We start from the raw sequence: 20,399 nt of genomic DNA, 5'->3' as shown, positions 1-20,399 counted from the left end.
TTCTGCAAAAATGCCTGCAAAAATCCCGTCAATCCAGCCAAAGAAGTACCCCTGAGCCAATGGATATTGAACAGATTCGCCAGTTAGCCGACGACGACATGCAGGCCGTCAACCAGTTGATTCAACAACAGGTCAGCTCCGATGTGGTCCTGATCAACCAGCTTGGTTTTTATATAGTCAACAGCGGCGGCAAACGGATCCGTCCGCTTATCTGTGTGCTGGCGGCAAGAACGCTGGGCATAGACAACCGGGATCATCATACCCTGGCGGCCATCATCGAATTCATTCATACCGCCACCCTGCTGCATGACGATGTGGTGGACGAGTCTACCATGCGCCGGGGCCGTGAAACCGCCAATGAGCTGTTCGGCAACCAGGCCAGCGTGCTGGTGGGAGATTTTCTGTACACCCGGTCCTTCCAGATGATGGTCAGTCTCGGCCGTATGCGGGTGATGGAAATATTGTCCGATGCCACCAATGTCATCGCTGAAGGAGAGGTATTGCAACTGATGAATTGCAACGATCCCGATACCTCCGAACAACGTTACCTGCAGGTGATTTACAGCAAGACCGCACGTCTGTTTGAAGCCGCCACCCAACTTGCTGCGGTACTGACCGACCAGCCGCAGGAGATTGAGCTGGCCATGCAGGACTACGGCAAATATCTGGGCACGGCATTCCAACTGGTGGACGATATTCTAGACTATGCGGCAGACAGCGCAGAGATGGGCAAGAATGTCGGCGACGACCTGGCCGAGGGAAAACCCACCCTGCCCTTGCTGTATGCCATGTGGAAGGGTTCGGCCGAACAACAGGCGATGATTCGCAGCGCCATAGAAAAAGGTGATGGTCTGCAGCACCTTGCCACAATTTTGCAGGCCATGGAGGAAACCGGCGCACTGCAGTATACCCGCGACAAGGCTTTGCAGGCAGCTCAACGAGCCGTGGAAGCCCTGGCTCCTGTGCCGGACTCGCCCTTCAAGCAGGCACTGGCTGCGCTGGCCAGGCTGTCGGTTGAAAGAGTGGCGTAATCCGCTTCCTGTCTAACCGGTTGCCTCGGCCGATTCACCAAAGGTTTCAAGCTCTTTGAGCACCTCTGTGGTCGTCTTGACGTTGGCATAACGTCCCTTGGTGGTCAGAATGGTCGCCCTGTGCAGTTCCGGGGTGATGGCAGCTGTGGCATCCGAGACCAGGGTGACCTCGTAACCCAGATCGGCTGCTCCTCTTACTGCACTGCTGACGCATTCATTGGTGTAGACCCCGGTTATGTAGAGGTCGGTAATGGCCAGGTTGTGCAGCACATAATGCAGGTTGGTCGAAGTAAACAGGCCACTGGCGGTTTTGTTGATAATGATCTCATCACCCTCTGGAGCTACTCCGGGAAGGAACTCGGCCAATTCGGAGCCAGGTGGGGCATGCACGCCCAGCCTTTTGTGTTCCGGGCTGCGATCGCGGCCGTCCCGGGTCAGGCTCTGGATTCGTGAGTGTATTACCTCCAGGCTCAGTTGGCGGGATTTTTTCTGTAGCCTGGCCGTATTGGGCACCACGGTATTCTCTACTCTGTCCAGGTAATACTGTATGGCCTGTTCGGATACCCCGGACTCCTTGTGGTTTTCAAACAGTCCGTGGCCTTCGCTGGCCCCCAGATACTGCAGATCAATGCACACCAGTGCCGCTCTGCGTACGCAACTGGATTGGGGGGTGGGATGCTCGTCCGGCATCCTTGGCCTCGGCTCATAGGCCCTGAGGGGATGATTGTGGCTGCCGGGCAGATTGGCTTTACGCATTTGAACCCGCCGCTTGTAGAATCTGTGTCCCCGCCTGGCCGGCCACCAGACTTTGCAGATCGTCCAGAGCGCCTATACAGGCTCTGCCGCCTCTATGCCTGACGAAACGGCAGGCCGCCTCGACCTTGGGGGCCATACTGCCCGCTTCAAATTCGTGTTGCTCCAGCTCATCAGGGGTGGTTGCGGTTATTTTGCTGGGATTCTGTGAAGACCAGTTCTCATATACTCCATCCACATCGGTGGCCAGTACCAGCACATCCGCATCCAGTTCAGTGGCCAGCAAGGCACTGGTATCGTCCTTATCCACCACTGCTTCTACTCCCTGGTAACGGTTGTTCTTGTTGATCATGGGAATGCCGCCCCCACCCGAACAAATCACTAGGGCGCCCCGTGCGAGCAACACTTTAATAGCCGGGATCTGAAAGATTTTCATGGCTTTTGGCGAGGGAACCAGTCTTTGCCATCCGTCCGGCGACTTACGAAACTGCCAACCTTCACGTTGCGCCAGTGCTTCCCCCTGCTCGGCGCTGTATTTGGCCCCGATAGGCTTGGTGGGTTGTGCAAAGGCCGGATCCTCCGCGTCGGCTTCAACCATGGTAATCAGGGATACGGTCATCCTGTCTTCCGGCAGGTGATTGACCAGTTCCTGCTCAAGCAGGTAACCCAGCATCCCCTCTGTCTGGGCCCCGATCACATCCAGGGGTAGCGAACCCTGCTCAGATTCCCGTGCCTGGGCAGCAAGCACACCTATCTGCGGTCCATTGCCATGGGTCACTATCAGTTGATGCTGACCGGCCAGACCTCCCAGGATCCGGCCCGAATACCTGATCTGCTGTATCTGGCCGGCAAAGCCGGAACCTTCCTTTGTCGATGCCAATGCATTGCCCCCCAGGGCGACAACTACCTTCATGCCTTTCTCCCTAATGCCTGCCAGTGCAAAAAACTGAAACTTTGCCCTTTCCTCTAACTAGGGCGTGTTTATCTTTCATATTGGCCTCTGTTGAGAGCGAAAAACTCCTCAATCAAGGCGCGAGTAACGCCGTTTAGCCATCTAAACAAGTTGGGAGCAACGCAGAGTGAGGGGGTTTTAGCCTCAACCCTTCGGGCTGGGGCCATTTTTCCGTCCAGCGGCGTCATCAGTCGCTTATTTAGGCCCACTAAACCGCACTCCTTCTTCCTTGCTGGGCAAAAAAATGGCCTCCAGCAGAGTGTCAATAGGAAAGATAAACACGCCCTAATTATAGACACAGGCATTTATTCGCCAGCCGGATGAGTGAGTCCGCAAGTTTCCGCTATTTTTCCCAGCAGGCTTGCCGATCCCCTGCTAGCTTAAAAACTGGTCTATTTGCCAGTACACCCAGATGAAAAATGCGCCCCTCCCCATCAAGATGGACAGTACCTCTAACGGCGAGTTCAGCCCTCCACACCTGAGCCTGAGGGAGAAACAGGTTAACCAGTTGGCCTGCCACCGTCTTAACTTGAATGCCGGTAAGCTGGGACTGGACAGACGAACCTTCCTGCAAACCAGTTGTGCGGCGGCCACCACGCTGTTGTGCGCCAACAAGGTTAATGCGGCTTTTGGTCAGACTGGGGGCTTCTACGAACTGGCAAAAGAGAGCGCAATGGAGGAGACGGTTTCAGATAGCGTCCTTAAGGGGGAGGAGTTCATCTTCGATATCCAGGGGCATTTTGTCGACCCTAAGGGACGATGGCTCCATCAGGTCCCGGCAGATGCCAATCCATTTTCATCGATGCCCGGGGCAGACTGTCCGCTGGCGGAGCTGCCCACAGACCGCTCCTATCTGCAATGTCTGGGCCCTGAGCAGTTTATCAAAGACGTCTTTTTGGACAGCGATACACAGATGATGGTGCTCTCTTTTGTGCCCTCCAGGCGCGAGGCAGAGCCCCTGACCATTGAAGAGGCAGATGCGACCAGACAGATCATCGAGCAACTGGACGGCGACCACCGCCTGCTGCTGCACGGACGGGTCAACCCGAACCAGGACGGGGATTTACAGGGGATGGACGAATTGGCTGAGAAATGGCAGGTCAGCGCCTGGAAAACCTATACCCAATGGGGCCCTGAGGGTAACGGCTTCTTCCTGCATGACGATGTGGGGCTGACCTTTATCGAAAAAGCCCGCACTCTGGGCATCCGGAATATCTGCATTCACAAGGGTATTCCGTTTGGCGCGCAGTCTTACCAACACAGTCTTTGCAGCGATATCGGCATTGTGGCCAGACGATACCCGGACGTAAACTTTATCATTTACCATTCAGGGTTCGATCCTGCCGTTGAAGAGCGAGCCTTTGCCTCCGGCAGCAATCGCGCCGGAGTGGACAGCCTGGTGCGCTCCCTACTGGAAAACCAGATTGCACCCAATACCAATGTGTATGCGGAATTGGGCTCTACCTGGCGTTATGTGATGCGGCATCCGGATCAGGCCGCACACCTGCTCGGCAAGTTGCTTAAATATGTGGGTGAGAACAATGTCTTGTGGGGAACCGATTCCATCTGGTACGGCTCACCCCAGGATCAGATCCAGGCCATGCGGGCCTTCCAGATAAGTCAGGCCTTTCAGGATCAGTACGGCTACCCAGCTCTGACCCGCGACCTGAAAGCCCGCATTTTTGGTCTTAACGCCATCAAGCCTTACCAGATAAGCCTTGATGAGGTGAGTCAGATGATGAGCCGGGACAGGATTGCCCTGAACAAGGAGGAGTATCGCAACCATCCCACCCCCCATTTCCAGACCTATGGCCCTAAGACCCGGCGGGAATTTCTGAACCTGCTTAAATGGCAGAGCTAAAAAAACCGTCCGCAGACGGTTTTTTACTTCAGACTGAGGTTCAGGCTTTGTTGACGAACTCTTCGCCCAGCTTGATATCGCCGCGCAGGCCTTCCAGCATATCCTGTTTGGCTTTTTGTTCGAAATCACTCAGTTTGCCGTAGGGCAGGATTTCTTCCACGCCATTAGCGCTCAGGCGCACAGGATGGGCAAAGAAGCGGGCATCATCGCTGTTGGTTTCCACATAAGTGTACTCCACCACATTTTCGCCCCGCATGGCTGCCACCAGCGACAAGCAGAAACGCGCTGCGGCCTGGCCCATGGACAGGGTGGCTGAGCCGCCACCGGCCTTAGCTTCCACCACTTCGGTACCGGCATTCTGAATACGGTGCGTCAGGCTGGAAATCTCGTCATCGGTGAAGCTCACTCCTTCCACCTGAGACAGCAGGGGCAGGATGGTGGTGCCGGAATGGCCGCCGATAACCGGCACATGCACATTGGCCGGATTCAGCCCCTTAAGTTCGGCCACAAAAGTCTCGGCACGAATCACATCCAGGGTGGTGACACCGAACAGCTTGTTCTTGTCATACACGCCCTTGGCTTTGAGGGCTTCTGCAGCTATGGCCACCGTGGTGTTGACCGGGTTGGTGATCACACCGATACAGGCCTTGGGACAGGTATCGGCAATGGCGTCCACCAGGTTGCGCACTATACCGGCATTGATATTGAAAAGATCAGAGCGGTCCATGCCCGGCTTACGGGGTACACCGGCTGGGATCAAGACGATATCACAGCCTTCCAGGGCAGAATTGAGGTCTTCCTTGCCGTAACCTTTGACTTTCACATCGGTAGGGATATGGCTCAGATCAACGGCCACACCGGGGACGACAGGTGCAACGTCATACAGGGAAAGCTCTGAGCCTGCTGGCAGTTGAGTTTTAAGTAAAAGAGACAGGGCCTGACCGATACCGCCGGCAGCACCTAATACCGCTACTTTCATTGTGATCTCCTGTGAAATGTTAAATGGGCATGCCGACCAGCCAAACCGTACGCGCCGCATGCTTAAAAAAGATTCGTATCGGGAGAAAGACGACTCCCTTGGGCTCCGGCTGTGCCGCCGGATTGATCAGAAATTTGCGGCCAAAGTCTACTGGCTCCATGCCTGCGTGGCAAGTCAGCTGACGGCACCGCGTTGGCGTAAGCATAACCAGAAAATGATCCGGGTCCAGTCTGTCTACTACCAAGGTATAGCGATAAGGGGGCAAAAAACAATCAAGGGGCCAGAGTTATTGGTATTACTCACGATTGGGCGGTAAAGTACCGCAAAAGACTATCAGGCAGGACAAAGATGGCCGGAAAACAAGACGAACTGATCAAATCTTTCAAGGAAATCCTCAAAGCAGAAAACTTTGGCTCTCAGGGAGAAATTGTCGAAGCCCTGAAAGAACAAGGGTTTGACAATATCAGCCAGTCAAAAGTCTCGCGTATGCTCAGTAAGTTCGGTGCGGTTCGCACCCGTAACGCCCTGGGCGAAATGGTCTACTGCCTGCCGCCAGAGCTGGGCATGCCCACCGCCAAAAGCCCTCTTAAGCATCTGGTACTGGATATAGTGCACAACAATGTGATGGTCATTATCCGCACCAGCCCAGGCGCCGCCCAGTTGATCGCCCGCCTGCTGGACTCCCTGAGCAAATCGGACGGGGTACTGGGCACCATTGCCGGCGACGATACCATCTTTATCGCCCCGGCCGATGTCAGCCGTATCGAGGACACCCGCGAGCGGGTCGAGCGGTTGTTTGAGAATGTGTAAGCGAGTGACGAGTGACGAAACATGATATAGCTATAGTTTGAACAGTAAGTTTATTTTTTCAACTATCACTTATCACCAGTTGTTACTTGTCACCCGTTACTGGTTACTTTAGATCCAAATCCACCCATACTAGGCGATGATCAGAGGAACTGCGTCTGTCTTTGACCAGTCTGTACAGCTCTGAGTCCTCCGCAGGCCAGAATACCCCGCTGTTTCTGACCTGCCAGCCATCTGCCGAGGGCAGCACATAGTCAGCCCGCATTCGCCATCCTGCGGTATGCATGGCGCCCAGGGGATTATCCGGGCTGTGGGCCGCTCCACCGGTGCTGGTAGGCACCACACGACCATTGACCTTGTCGTGGGTCAGCAGGCCGACAATGGCCTGCTTCATGGAGTTGCCTTCGGCCAGGGAGGAATTCAGATCGCCCAGGATCACAAAACGCTGTCCTTTAACCCCCCCTTGTCTGCCCTGGTCGTCATACAGATAAGCAGATTGCTTAGGGCCGGACAGATAATCCACCCAGAAGCGCACTTCGTCATGGTTACGTTTGCCGTTTCTGTCCTCAGGGCCGTCGAATACCGGCGGCGTGGGATGACTGGCCAATACATGGACTGTCTTGCCATTTACCTGCACCGGCACATCCCAATGTGATTTGGACGACAAACGCAATATGGCTTGAGCTTGAGGTGAATACCAAGGCTGGTCCCGCTCATCCCTGATGGCACCTAGCAGGTTACCGGGCATATCCTTCCACAAAAATTCCTGAAAGGTACGCACATTCTCTGTATCGATGGGATATTTGCTCAGCAGCGCCATGCCGTACTGCCCCGGATACTTACCGTATCCGAAAGCGTCGTTCTCAGTGCCGGAGGCCACCCCATCGCCGTTCAAATCCAGTCCTGAATCGACTCCTGTATTTACCGGCGCGATGTAGAAATAGGGATAATCGATAGGCTCTGCGCCCTGTTGAGGGACATTGAGAAAGTTATTCACAAAGGCCTCAATGCCTTTTTGAGGATCCGGATGGTAGTCAAATTCATTCAGTAGCAGGATATCCGGCCGCACCCGCTGGATAATCTCGGCGGTATTGCGGATCTGCGGATGTTCGCCCAGTGCCAGCAGTTCAAACAGCTCCTGCCCGGAAACAGGTGTGTCGCGGGGCACATAATTTTCCGCTTCCATACTGACATTAAAGGTCGCAATTCGGATATCGGCCTGCACTGTGGCACTCAACATCATCACCAGTAAGGGTAAAAGTCTTTTAATCATTATCTTATCTTTGTTATCTGCAAACAGGGCTTCTATAAAAAGAAAAGCCGGCACTAGGCCGGCTTTTATTCTATCCCAACATGGGCGATTAGAAGCTGTATTTCACACCGACACGAATTTCCCACAAGGAGGCATCGGCCACACGGGTTTGCAGCGCTGGGGTAATGAACTCTTCGAATACGTACTGACCATTGTCGTTAATGGACGCATCAACAATAGCCTGTTGACGAGGGAAGCTGGCTTCGTACATTACACCCCAATCATCGTTCAACAGGTTGCCGAAGTTTTCGATAACCAGGAAGGCCTTACCTTTGTGACCTTCGTAGAAACCGGGGAATTCCTGCTCAACTTTGATATCGAACTTGGTCCACCAATCGCTGTTAACACTATTGGCAGCCATGATCTCGCCACGGGCCAGATTCTGCGACTCAACAAAGGCATCGAATGCGGCCTTATCGAAACCATCGGCATAGATTACGTTGGCATCATTCTCTTCCGGGATATACACCAGGTTATGGCTGATAAAGCCAGCTGTACTGCCGAAGCCCGGGTCACCGTCAAATACAAAGCTGTAAGGACGCCCTTCGTTAGCCGAACCAAATACGCTGAAACGAGTGGCATAACCATCGAAGAACTCACGCTCGTAGGTCATACGCAGAGTAAAACGATGCGGAATCTCGTAAGCAGAAGTAGACACACCGGGATTCTCCGCATCAGACACAGCAGGGCTGAAGTAGTTGGAGAATGCCACCGAGCTGGTCATAGGGCTGACTTCTTTGGACTCGGTGTAGGCATAGGCCAGGCTCCAGTCCAGACCAAAGTCATGAGACTTGCTCAGTGACACCGAGAAGATAGTGGATTCACCAGAATCACCCTTAACGTTAGTCAGCATAAAGTCTTCGGAACGACCATTGGCGCTGATGTAGATAGGACGACCATCAGGAGCCGGTTCACCAGTACGCTCTCGAGACAAGTCACTGATAATGGCAGCGTCTTTCTTATCCGTGTACAGCACATCGGCCATAACCACATAGTCATCCGCTGTGGTGTAAGTCAGACCCAGGGCATATTTCCACTCTGACGGGATGTCAAAGTTGGGATCCATCACATTGATACCGCCATTGCGACCCTGACCATTGGCCACCGCATCATACAAATCCTGCGGGATATCGTAGAGAGGACGACCTTCGCCGGTAAAGTCCATATCAAATACTGAAGTACCGGAACGGTCCTGATTCTCCTTAAGGATAATACCGTTATTCTGGTAGTTGTTACCAATCCAGACGTTAGGGTTACCACCGGAGTACAGACCGAAACCACCGCGCAGCTCCAAAGAGTCAGTGGCCATCATGTTAAAGCCAAAGCGGGGCTGGATCAGGTCCTTGCCATCCATATTCTGTACGTTGGAGAAACCATAGGTTTCTTCAATCAGCGGGTTTTCGATTGGGTAGTCGTCGCTGGTGTACCAGTCATAACGGATACCGAACGTGAAGGTGGCATCCCAGTCGATATGATAGTACTCATCCTGGATATAGGCGGTGTGAATCTGGTAAGAAAACTCTGCCGCACCATCGGTAGGATCATTGGTGCCCGCAGCGCTCTCGTAGATGATCCGCTCTGGCGTACCATTGCGGAAGTCTTCAATTGAGTCGAAGCGATACTCACCTTCGGCTTCCTGGACGAACAGATTAAATACGTCCAGATTTTCGTACTCGTAACCACCAGTGATTACGTGGTCGCCCAGCAGGTAAGTACCGGCCAGCTTAAAGGTGTCGTTGGAATAAGTCAGTTTGTTGGCATGACGGGAGTCGTCCGCACCCAGATAAACCGTTGCGCGAGCACCATTGTTACTGGTTCGAATCTGCACTTCACCAAACTCAGTGCCGCCCAGCGGGATTACATTGGCATCGAAGTCAGAGGTACCGATACGTAACTCAGTTGAGAAGTTATCCGTCCAGTCGGAGTACAAGGAGGCTACATAAGACTCAAACTCACCGCTTTGGTCATAGTAGTGGTTGGAGTATTCAAACTCGTCAGAGTCACCGTCCGATTCTCGGATGGTGTTACCGTCGTTGTAGTTATAAACCAAAGAGGCACGGTGGAATTCGTTAATATTCCAATCCAGTTTGGCCATGATCTTTTCATCTTCAACCGGCAGGCTGGAGACCAACGGGCCTGGCTCGTAGTTGTAGAGATTACGGGCGATATCCAGAATTTCCTGATACTGCGCTTCGGAGAAGCCCAGTACTTCAACGGCAGCATTGGAGCCGGCCGGACCACGATCAAACAGATCCGAACCTTCCAGCTTTTCATAGGAGGTGAAGAAGAACAATTTATCTTCAATCAGGGCACCGCCAACATGGAAGCCGTAACGCCGCTCATTAAATGCACCGACGTTGATATCTTCACCTTCCAGCTTGTCGCCACGTAGTGAGTCGTTGGTGTAATCGAAGAAGGCACCACCGTGAAACTCATTGCCACCGGATTTGGTTACAGCGTTGATGTTACAGGCAGTAAAGCCACCGTACTGAACATCGAAAGGTGCCAGTTCGACTGATACCTGGGCTATGGAGTCATAAGAGAAAGGAATACGTACGGTGGGGTAACCGTTACTGTTCAGACCGAAGTTATCGTTGGTACGAATACCATCAACGGTCAGGCTGTTAAAGCGGGAGTTGGCACCAGCGCACTGTACTGAATCATTGAAGCCTTCGTCGATATACACACGGGGGTCAATACGAATCAGGTCTTTGAGATCACGATTGATGGCCGGAGCCGCTTCAAGCGCTGCCAGATCAAAGTTGGCAGCAGGACCAGTAGCACCATAGTTAGAGTTGGTGATAGTACCGGTAACAGAAATAGTCTCGATGTTTTCTTTGGGCTCCAGTTGCACGTTCAAACTGGTGGTTTCACCCAACTTCAGGAACAGGTTCTCAACTTTGGTTGAACCCAACTCGTCTGTAACGGTCACAGTGTAGGGGCCACCAACCTGCAATCCACGAAGGCTGAAAGAGCCTGTTTCATTGGTGGTCAGGACGCGGGTAGAACCGGTACGGTTATCGGTAATAGTAACCGTAGCACCTGAGACAGTCTGGCCCGACTGCGCAGTGATGCTACCACGAATATCAGAAGCGGTTTCCTGAGCCATGACGCTGGCTGTCATGCCAACTGACAAAGCCACGGCCAAGGCTACGCGATTGAGCTTGGATTTATTAAACATTGTGCTTTCCTAGGTTGTAGTGTGCGAGTCACAGTTTAGTAAGAGTTTATTGCAAACTTATTTCTGACGGACGCTTGTACTACTGCTTATGGCCCGAACAGAACTTGATTAAAGTTTACCCATCCCTCGAATTTCCCGACTGAAATTGTCCTTTCTCAGCCATAAATAGGAAGCCTTCAACAAGATTCATAACTTCTTGTTCATATACCTTTATTTTCAATGGGTTACGCCATACAAATAATTTTACCCATTGAAACAAGTAAGATTAGCTGTTGAAATACACCCCATTACTCAAGTCGGTCCAAGCAAATCCATGCCCCGAACGCGATTCGCCCTGTCCAAAACCACACTGATCAGCCTGGCAGCATTGCTGGCCACTCTGATGTGGTTGATGGGACGGCAGCTCGTACCGGAACAGGTTATCGATTTCAGTCCGATCCTTGAACAATATTTTGAATGTCAGACCCAGGCAGAAAACAACAGGGCGGCCCTGACGGTGTTTATCGGCGCCGAGTCCGTGGCGAAAAATCTGGCGAAATCACTCTGTGCCAATGTAGTAGTCGCAAAGCAATTTGGCAAAGTTCGCGCTGTCTGGAACCATAATGAGGATCAGGTTCTGCAATATGTGGGTAAGGGCATTGCCGACCTGGCCCTGGTAAAGGAAAACCTGATGGAAGCGGTAAAAGGCGAGTCCACCTATGGCTATCGGGTGGTTGCCGCCTATCCGGATTATCCGGCCTACCTGATCGCCATGCGCGAACAGCCCAGGATCAGTAAGGAATACCTGCTGGACAAGCGCATCGGCCTGCTGGATTACCCTACCAGTCGCTCGGGCCATATTATTCCTATCCAGATGTTCAAATCCCTGAATTTGAACCTGGATAATATGCAGATTACCTACGCCAACTCTCATTCGGAACTGCGCAACCTGCTCACATCCGGCCGTGTGGATATCGTCTCGTCTTATTGGCAGGATTCGGACGAGGCAATTTTGTCCCGCAACTACATCACGCCGATAGAGCAGCAGGTCAGTGGCAGCAAGTGGTACCTGAAGATGGAAACCAACAACATCGATCTGTTCTGCGCTATCCAGCAGACATTAATACAGGTAGCCCATGATCAGGATTCCAGCTATTTCAGCCAGTTAACCGCGGAGCCCAGATGTCAGGCCTGAACAAATTAGTTGCCGACAACCGGCTGACCCTTGGGTTGTTTATCCTGGCCAGCTATATGGTTTTTCAGACCCTGTATTTTTTGGCGGCCAGATCAGCCCATCAGCAATATACACAGACAGTGGCGCAGGCGTTGGAGAAGCGGATAGCCCTGGATCTTCCCTGGCTCAGACTGCCAAACGACATAATGAACAAAGTGGCTGATGAACAAGCCGTGCAGCGATACCTCGCCGAGCTGAACCAGCAGGCCGAGGCCAGGCAACAACCGGTTAGGGTGCTGAACCTTGCCGGCATCAATGCGCCGCAGATTCTGCATAACCAGCCAGGCATTGAGGTAACCCATCAGATGCAGGCGCCCGGACAGATGCTGGCACTGACCCTGTTCCACCCTGCCTTGCCACTGTCCCAGGCCTTATCAGTGGTTCCATTGCTGGCGGCGCTGCTGCTGGGTTTTCTGATCAGACAACGTCTGGTTGCAGTGGAGGAGCAATCTCAGCACCAGCATGCCGAGCATGGCAACAACCTCCCCAAACTGATTATCGACCTGCGTAACCGGACACTTTCCAACGGACTTGACGAACGGCAGATACAACTCTCAAACAAGCCGTTCTGCTTTTATGTGGCCCTGCTGGAATATTGTCTGCATAACCAAAATGCTGCCCTCAACCACAACAAGAACATTCCCTCCGAATTGCTGGAACTGGCCAACCGCTATTTTTCGCGGCTGATGGAACTGGGCCACACAATCCGCAAGCGGCCGGATTTCAGTACCAACCTGGATAAGATGCTCAGTGAAATTCGCGCCGCTCTTGACGACGTGTTCCGGGACGCGCCTGAGCTCAAAGCGCCATTCTATCCCCCCAAGGCACAGGGTGAGGGCTCACGGTCCAAATTGCACAATTATGCCCTTGAGGAGATCCGTCAGGCCGAACTGGAATTTATCGGTAAATAACGACTAAGCCGGCTGTGTTGAATTGAATCAAGAAGATATATCTTTACGTAAAGCTAATTAATCCCTTTCCTTGCCTGTCACTGGCTTTTTTCTGTTTCGCTGGTACTCTTGCCTCACTTGCCAGCGACCGATTTTACTCACCATGCCAAACACGCGGATCATCGCCATTTCAGGTGGTTCAGGTTCAGGAAAATCCCTGTTCACGCAAACCCTGATAGCTGAAATTCTCGACGAAGGTCTGGATATCCGTGTGCTCTGTGAGGATCACTACTATCGCGATCAGACCCACCTGTCCATGGAAGATCGCCTGCAAACCAATTATGACCACCCCAAGGCATTTGAGCATGAGCTGCTGATCCGGCACCTGGAAGAACTTAAACAGGGGCAAAGCATCGATTACCCCCAGTATTGCTTCAAGACCCATACCCGACTGCCTGACACACAGCCCATTACCCCGGCTTCTGTGATCATAGTGGAAGGCATCATGCTGCTGGCCAGTCCGGAGTTATTGCCCCTGTTCGATATCAAAGTGTTTATCGACACGCCACTGGATATCTGCCTGCTGCGTCGTATCACCCGGGACTTGCAGGAGCGCGGCCGCTCGCTGCAATCCATCACCGAGCAGTACGAGTCCACGGTCAAACCCATGTATCACAAGTTTGTCGCCCCCAGCCGCTTTACGGCGGATGTCATAGTGACGCAGGGCGGCAAGAATCGTATCGCGCTGGATGTGCTGAAGTCCCATATCCAGCAGGTTCTGAAATAATAATAAGAAGGAACACCCATGGTCAGTATGATTGGGATTTTACTGCTGCTTGGCATAGGTTATCTGCTCTCCACCAATCGCAGAGCCATTAACTGGCGCACCGTCCTTGGCGCTTTTGCCCTGCAGTTGTCGCTGGGCGCCCTGGTTTTGTATATTCCCTTTGGCAAGGACATGCTGCTGGCCATTTCAGGTACGGTATCGCAGATCATTCTCTATGCCAGGGAGGGCATCGCCTTCCTCTTTGGTGACCTTGGGGAGCAGAAGTATGGCTTTATGTTTGCGATCCATGTGCTGCCCATTATCGTGTTTTTCTCTTCCTTTATTGCTGTGCTTTATTACCTGGGCATCATGACCTGGGTGATTCGTCTCATCGGCGGCGCCATTCAGCGCCTGCTGAAGACCAGCCGTCCGGAGGCCATGTCGGCCACCGCCAATATTTTTGTGGGTCAGACCGAGGCGCCGCTGGTGGTCAAACCTTTTATTCCCACCATGACCCGCTCGGAGCTGTTTGCGGTAATGGTCGGTGGTCTGGCGTCAGTGGCGGGTTCCGTCCTGGCAGGCTACGCCGGTCTGGGCGTGGAACTCAAGTACCTGATTGCCGCCTGCTTTATGGCCGCGCCCGGCGGCCTGATGATGGCCAAGCTGATCCTGCCGGAAACCGAGACACCTAAAAATGACCTTGAGGATCTCGCTCATGTTGAGGAGCGCAGTGTCAATGTGATTGATGCCGCCGCAGCCGGTGCCGCCAGTGGTCTGAAGCTGGCTCTGAATGTTGGCGCCATGCTGTTGGCATTCGTGGCACTTATTGCCTTGCTCAATGGCATTATCGGCTGGGTGGGTGGCTTTTTTGGCCAGGGCGACCTGACCCTGCAGGCGATTCTGGGCATCATCTTCCAGCCCTTGGCCTTCATCATTGGCGTGCCCTGGGAAGAAGCCAGACTGGCAGGCAGCTTTATCGGGCAAAAGGTAGTGGTCAATGAATTTGTCGCCTACCTTGATTTTGTCGGCCACAAGGAACAGCTCAGCGCCAGTACCCAGGCCATCGTGACCTTTGCCCTGTGCGGTTTCGCCAATCTCAGTTCCATTGCCATTCTGCTGGGCGGGTTGGGCGGCATGGCACCCAGCCGCCGGCATGATATCGCCGAGCTGGGTCTGCGCGCCGTGCTGGCCGCGTCCCTGGCCAATCTGATGAGCGCCGCCATCGCAGGATTTTTTCTGTTTTTGTGACAGGCTTAAAACACAGGTTTATATCGAGAAATTAGCTATACAGGTGCCAGTATGAAATTAGTCGCCGTTGATTACCTAGCCCCCAATGCCGAACAGGCGTTTGTCGAGTCTCTTCACCAGACAGGGTTTGGCGTGTTGAAGAACCATCCCATTCAGCAGTCGCTGGTGGATAATATTTACAGGCGTTGGCAGGCCTTCTTCGACTCAGAGGAAAAACAGGATTTTCTGTTCAGCAAGGAAACCCAGGACGGTTACTTTCCGCCATCGGTTTCAGAGACCGCTAAAGGCTTTACTGTCAAGGACATAAAGGAATACTTCCACTACTATCCCTGGGGCCGCTGTCCTGAAGCCTTACGCCCGCAGTTGGCAGAGTACTACCAGCAAGCCACGGATTTTGCCGCGACCCTGCTGTCCTGGGTGGAGAAGCATTCGCCTGCCCAGGTAGCCGACAAGTATTCCCAGCCTCTGTCCCATATGATCAAGGACAGCCAGCAGACACTGCTTCGTGTATTGCATTACCCGCCCCTGTCCGGCGACGAGGAACCAAGCGCCATACGTGCGGCAGCCCACGAAGATATAAACCTGTTAACCGTCCTGCCGGCGGCAAATGAGCCCGGCCTGCAGGTAAAAGGTAAATCCGGGGAGTGGATCGACGTACCCTGTGACTTTGGCAACCTGATCGTTAATATCGGCGACATGCTGCAGGAAGCCTCGGGGGGCTACTTCCCTTCCACGACGCACAGGGTGATCAACCCCCAGGGCACCGATCAGAAGAAGTCACGTATCTCACTGCCGCTGTTCCTGCATCCCAGGCCCGACGTCGTATTGTCAGATCGGCATACGGCCGACAGCTATCTTAAAGAGCGCCTGCGTGAACTGGGTGTTATCTGAGACTGAATATCAAAGGATGAAAACAATGAATAGAACCCTGTTCGGCTCCCTTGCACTCTGCGTTGTTATCGGCAGTCAGGCTCTTGCAGCACAACCCAAGCTCATCGTACAGATTACCGTGGATCAGTTGCGGGGCGATGTGCTGCACAAGTATCAGGACCACTTTCTCAACAAGGGCAATCGCAAGGGCTTTAACCGATTCCTCGAGCAGGGCACCCTTTACACCAATGCCCATTATCGCCACGCCACCACCCTGACTGCCGTGGGCCATGCAACCCTGGCCACCGGGGCTCTGCCCTCCCAGCACGGTATCGCGGCCAACCAATGGATGGACAGGCAAACAGGCAAAGGGGTTTACTGCGTATCCGATACCGACACCACCCTGCTCGGCGCTGAGGGCTACAGCGCCTCGCCGGCTAACCTGATGGCGTCCACCTTTTCCGATGAGCTGCATTTTTCCACCAACGGGCAGGCAAAGATCTATGCAGTGTCCACCAAGGACAGAGGTGCGGTACTGACCGGAGGCCACTTTGGCAAAGCCTTCTGGCTTGACAAGAAATCCGGTCAGATGGTCACCAGCAGCTACTACTACGATGACCTGCCCGCTTATGCGGTATCTTTCAACCAGTCAGGTTATGTGGACAGTTTTGCCGGCAAAGCCTGGGAGCTGAGCAGGGAAGAAAGCAGCTACCGCAACGATGCGGGCAACCGCCCCTTTCAGATCCCGCCCAAGGGGTTCAACAGCGGCTTTCCTCACCAGATGCCAGCCAAAGCCGACAGCGCCTATTACGGTATGCTGAGCTACACCCCTTTTGGCGATCAGATTACTGCCGAATTTGCCAGACAACTGGTGAAAGAACACAAACTGGGCAAGGATGAGGTAACCGATTACCTGTCTGTCAGTTTCTCGGTGAATGACTACGTAGGCCACATGTTCGGACCCAACAGCCTGGAAGCTGAAGATCACCTGATTAAACTGGACAGCACTCTGGCAGACTTTTTCTATTTCCTCGACAAGGAAATCGGCCTGGACAACGTCCTGCTGGCCCTGTCCGCAGACCATGGCGTGGATGCTATTCCGGAATACAAGAAGTCCATGGGCTTCGCTGGTTTTCGTGGCAATACCGGTAAAGAGTTTGTGGCCATCAATCAGGCTCTGGCTGAACAGTTCCAAATCGACGGCAAACTGGTACGGGACGTTCAGTTACCCTTCCTGTATCTGGATCTGCAACTGATTAAGCAGCACAAGCTGGATATGACAATGGTGGAGAACGCCGTGGCCAAACACGCGAGGGATCTGCCAGGTGTGGCCCGGGTATTTACCCGTACCGAGCTGACAAGCCAGGACTGGTCTTTTGACCCTATTGCCCGCAAGGTTCAGAATGCCTATGTGCCCGAGCGGGCCGGTAATCTGGTATTGGTCCAGCAACCCTCTACCATGCTGGAAGCCTACTCGGCAGCCACCCATGGTTCACCGTACAAATATGATACCCATGTGCCGCTCTTCTTCGCCGGCTGGCAGATCAAGCCCAGAACCATTTACCGTCAGGTATCCCCGGAGGATCTGGCCGTCACCCTCTCGGCCCTGATGAAAATCAGCTACCCGGACAAATCCACCGGCCAGGTACTGACTGAAGTGTTGAAGTGACTAGACTCCGTTTCTTTTAAGAAACTGGATGGAGGGGGCGAAAAATGCCGCCCCCGTTTCTGCCTTGGTGTAATCCAGCAGCTTGTCATAATTGCCCAGCCGGTCACCCAGGATCCGACTTTGCAGAATGCGGCTGAAGGCTTTTGGACTTCTGGAGCAGGAGACGGTGAACAGTCCCTGGCTTTGCATATCGCCATAGGGCATATTCTGGGTGAGGATCTGCACAGGGTTACCCTGCTCGTCCAATACCCGGCAACGCTGGTAGTGACTGCTGGAACAATCATCTTCTGAGGCAAAGGGTACGCCTTCTTCCCGGGTTCGCCCCATGATCACCTCCTGCTGGGCGATATTGAGCAGATTCCACCTGTCCAGGTCATGCCGGTAACGCTGTATATGCAGATAGCTGCCACCGGCAAAATCCGTATCTTCGTCACCCACTATGGCAACAGCCAACTTCTTCATGCCCCGGGGATTGTCCGAGCCTTCCATAAAGCCGGTCAGATCACGTCCTTCCAGATAACGAAAGCCCTTTACCTGCTCCACCAATTCGGCCTGATCCTTGAGGAGGTCATAGATTTCCGACCCCACGGCATGGCAGACATCCGCCCGATCGGCCCGGATCTGGACAAAGAGATCGCAGGGCACTGCCGGGGCCTGCCGATCTTCGCAGTGGATATCCGGAAAAGGCGCCAGCTCCAGCGGGATCAGACCAGGATAAAGTTCCAGCCAGTAGTTACTGCCTATGGCCACCACGCCGGTAACCATGGCCTCATAATGCTCCTGATCATAATGATCGAAAATATCCAGCATCTTTGCCAGCTTTATGCGCAACTGGGCCGTATCCTCATCGACTACGTTAAACAGCAGATACAGAGCATGCAGATTGGGCTCGGCACAAATGCCCTTTTGCGGTTGCGACATGCAATTCCTAGTTGATTTTGTCAGTTGTCACTCAGGGTAACTTCGTCTAACTCTCAGCCACAGATAAGCGGGTTAATCATCAGGCCTATTGTGAGAGCTGCCATCTGATAACTTCCGCTTCCACTTCAACATTGTTGGTCAGTACCCAGCCGCCTGACCATCCTTGCGGCTTTCCGACGCGCCATAATATACGCCAGTTTGTGGATCCCGCATAATCGCCTGATAGCCGCCGAAAGCTCCCGATACATCGGTCAGCGTATGGCCCATCTGCACCAGTTGCCTTCTGACCAGAGGGGTGAAACCACTCTCGAGGCTGACATAACCACCATCGGACATCCTCTCGTCAGTGGGCTGGCTGGAACCTGAGTGCAAAATACGCGGTGCATCACCCGCTTCCTGCAGGTTCATGCCAAAATCGACCAGATTAATCACGATCTGCGCATGCATCTGTGGCTGGGTACCGCCTCCCATTACTCCAAAACTCAGCCAGGGTTGGCCATCCTTGGTGACAAAGGCGGGGATGATAGTATGAAAAGGACGCTTGCCTGGTGCATACACATTAAAGTGCCCTTCTTTGAGAGAAAACAGTTCCCCCCTGTCCTGCAGAATAAAACCAAGTCCGGTGGGCGTCATACCAGAGCCCATGCCCCGGTAGTTGGACTGGATCAGTGACACCATATTACCCTCTTTGTCGGCGGTGGTCAGATAGATGGTATCCCCCTGGTATAATCCGGCGTCGTAAGTTTTGGCGGCCTTGCGGGGGTCAATCAGTTGCCGGCGTTTCGTGGCATACTCCTTGGAAATCAGCCAGTCCACCGGGATCTCATTGAATGCCGGATCGGCGTAGTATTTTGCTCTGTCCTCAAAGGCCAGCTTCTTCGCTTCGACAAAAGTATGAATATATTCAGCCGAACCATATCCCATGCCCTGGATATCATAGCCCTCCAGAATATTCAGGATCTGCAGCGCTGCAATACCCTGGCCATTAGGTGGCAGTTCCCAGACATCATAGCCCCGGTAATTGGTGGAAACCGGATCCACCCAGTCTGAGGTATGACTGGCCAGGTCTTCGTAGCTGAGAAAGCCACCCTGCTCTTTCATATAGGCAGCAATGGTGCGGGCAATATCCCCTTTATAGAACGCGTCACGGCCACCAGTGGCTATTTTCTCCAGGGTATTGGCCAAATCCGGATTTCTGAAAATCTGACCCTTGACCGGTGCCTGTCCCCCCGGCATAAAAGTTTCCTTAAAGCCGGGATACTGGCTCAATCTCGACACACTGCGCTGCATATACCAGGCAATCAGCTCACTGACCGGGAAACCCTGTTTGGCATATTGGATGGTCGGCGCCAGAATACTGGTCATGGGCAGGCTGCCGAACTTACCATGTAGTTCAAACCAGCCATCCACGGCCCCCGGCACGGAGACAGGCAAAGGCCCGTAAGAAGGTATGCTGACCATGCCGTGTTCTTTGAAGTAACCCAGTGTCAGTGATTTGGGTGAGCGCCCCGACGCATTCAGACCATAGAGCTGCTTGCTCTTGGCATCCCAGACTATGGCGAACAGATCGCCGCCAATCCCATTACCCGTCGGCTCCACCAGTCCCAGCATGGCATTGGCGGCAATAGCGGCATCGACGGCATTGCCGCCCTGTTTGAGGATATCCAGTGCCACCTGCGTCGCCAGCGGCTGACTGGTCGCCGCCATCCCTTGCTGGGCAATGACTTCAGAGCGCGTGGCAAAGGGCAGACCCGTAATCCGGTCATAAGACAGGGATGGGAAACTGAGCAGCCAGAGGCTGGCCAGGAAGAAATGACATAAACGCATTGCAGATACCGGCTAACTAATTGAATCATAAGGATAGCTTACTTGTAAGCTGCTGTGTTTGGAAGTCGACCCGGCGCGAACGGCCTGCCAGGGCAGGTTACGGCCGTTCAGGGAAACAA

The 20,399-nt window shown here is 53.5% G+C and carries 16 protein-coding genes; 9 read left to right on the top strand and 7 right to left on the bottom strand.

Features of this window, described 5'->3' with window-relative positions; all coding sequences use genetic code 11:
- Positions 1-59: 59 nt before the first annotated feature.
- A complete protein-coding gene (gene ispB / locus J0A66_RS09815) occupies positions 60-1,031 on the top strand; it encodes an octaprenyl diphosphate synthase (protein ID WP_206573622.1) in 972 nt (323 codons plus the stop codon).
- 12 nt (positions 1,032-1,043) lie between these two features.
- Here ispB and J0A66_RS09810 read toward each other — a convergent pair whose 3' ends face one another.
- Positions 1,044-1,787, bottom strand: coding sequence for a cysteine hydrolase family protein (locus tag J0A66_RS09810; protein WP_206573621.1), 744 nt, complete (start codon positions 1,785-1,787; stop codon positions 1,044-1,046).
- Positions 1,780-2,697: a carbamate kinase gene (locus J0A66_RS09805; protein WP_206573620.1), complete on the bottom strand. Its 918-nt coding sequence runs from the start codon at positions 2,695-2,697 to the stop codon at positions 1,780-1,782. Before J0A66_RS09805 ends, J0A66_RS09810 begins: the two co-directional genes overlap by 8 nt.
- A gap of 451 nt (positions 2,698-3,148) precedes the next feature.
- Between J0A66_RS09805 and J0A66_RS09800 the strand changes: the two genes are divergently transcribed.
- Complete coding sequence (locus J0A66_RS09800) at positions 3,149-4,597, top strand: amidohydrolase family protein (protein WP_206573619.1); 1,449 nt, start codon at positions 3,149-3,151, stop codon at positions 4,595-4,597.
- Between the two features lie 40 nt (positions 4,598-4,637).
- Here the strand turns inward: J0A66_RS09800 and mdh are convergent, their stop codons facing one another.
- A complete protein-coding gene (gene mdh, locus J0A66_RS09795; RefSeq protein WP_206573618.1) occupies positions 4,638-5,576 on the bottom strand; it encodes a malate dehydrogenase in 939 nt (312 codons plus the stop codon).
- Positions 5,577-5,924: 348 nt separating this feature from the next.
- Between mdh and argR the strand changes: the two genes are divergently transcribed.
- On the top strand, positions 5,925-6,386 hold the full coding sequence (gene argR / locus J0A66_RS09790) for a transcriptional regulator ArgR (protein ID WP_206573617.1): 462 nt from the start codon (positions 5,925-5,927) through the stop codon (positions 6,384-6,386).
- A 103-nt stretch (positions 6,387-6,489) separates the two neighbouring features.
- Here the strand turns inward: argR and J0A66_RS09785 are convergent, their stop codons facing one another.
- Positions 6,490-7,656 carry an endonuclease/exonuclease/phosphatase family protein gene (locus J0A66_RS09785; protein ID WP_206573616.1) on the bottom strand — a complete coding sequence of 389 codons (1,167 nt, stop codon included), beginning with the start codon at positions 7,654-7,656 and terminating at the stop codon, positions 6,490-6,492.
- A gap of 88 nt (positions 7,657-7,744) precedes the next feature.
- A complete protein-coding gene (locus J0A66_RS09780; RefSeq protein ID WP_206573615.1) occupies positions 7,745-10,876 on the bottom strand; it encodes a TonB-dependent receptor in 3,132 nt (1,043 codons plus the stop codon).
- Positions 10,877-11,189: 313 nt separating this feature from the next.
- Between J0A66_RS09780 and J0A66_RS09775 the strand changes: the two genes are divergently transcribed.
- The 6 genes from J0A66_RS09775 (at position 11,190) to J0A66_RS09750 (ending at position 17,532) form a co-directional block, all read left to right on the top strand.
- Positions 11,190-12,050, top strand: coding sequence for a type 2 periplasmic-binding domain-containing protein (locus J0A66_RS09775; protein ID WP_206573614.1), 861 nt, complete (start codon positions 11,190-11,192; stop codon positions 12,048-12,050).
- Positions 12,038-13,000 (top strand): hypothetical protein, encoded by a 963-nt coding sequence (locus tag J0A66_RS09770; RefSeq protein WP_206573613.1) that lies wholly within the window; start codon positions 12,038-12,040, stop codon positions 12,998-13,000. Before J0A66_RS09775 ends, J0A66_RS09770 begins: the two co-directional genes overlap by 13 nt.
- Positions 13,001-13,142: 142 nt before the next feature.
- Complete coding sequence (gene udk / locus J0A66_RS09765; protein ID WP_206573612.1) at positions 13,143-13,766, top strand: uridine kinase; 624 nt, start codon at positions 13,143-13,145, stop codon at positions 13,764-13,766.
- 18 nt (positions 13,767-13,784) lie between these two features.
- Positions 13,785-14,993, top strand: coding sequence for a NupC/NupG family nucleoside CNT transporter (locus J0A66_RS09760; protein ID WP_206573611.1), 1,209 nt, complete (start codon positions 13,785-13,787; stop codon positions 14,991-14,993).
- 51 nt (positions 14,994-15,044) lie between these two features.
- Positions 15,045-15,884: an isopenicillin N synthase family dioxygenase gene (locus J0A66_RS09755; RefSeq protein ID WP_206573610.1), complete on the top strand. Its 840-nt coding sequence runs from the start codon at positions 15,045-15,047 to the stop codon at positions 15,882-15,884.
- Between the two features lie 25 nt (positions 15,885-15,909).
- A complete protein-coding gene (locus J0A66_RS09750) occupies positions 15,910-17,532 on the top strand; it encodes an alkaline phosphatase family protein (protein WP_206573609.1) in 1,623 nt (540 codons plus the stop codon).
- Here the strand turns inward: J0A66_RS09750 and J0A66_RS09745 are convergent, their stop codons facing one another.
- Entirely contained in the window at positions 17,533-18,453 is a 921-nt protein-coding gene (locus J0A66_RS09745; RefSeq protein WP_206573608.1) for a Dyp-type peroxidase, read from the bottom strand.
- Positions 18,454-18,591: 138 nt separating this feature from the next.
- Positions 18,592-20,280 (bottom strand): gamma-glutamyltransferase, encoded by a 1,689-nt coding sequence (gene ggt / locus J0A66_RS09740; protein WP_206573607.1) that lies wholly within the window; start codon positions 20,278-20,280, stop codon positions 18,592-18,594.
- Positions 20,281-20,399: the final 119 nt, after the last annotated feature.

It is taken from the genome of Bowmanella dokdonensis, from assembly GCF_017254865.1.
In the GTDB taxonomy this organism is placed as follows: domain Bacteria; phylum Pseudomonadota; class Gammaproteobacteria; order Enterobacterales; family Alteromonadaceae; genus Bowmanella; species Bowmanella dokdonensis.
The sequence above is the reverse complement of the archived record's forward strand: the minus strand, read 5'-3'. Positions and strand labels throughout refer to the sequence as shown.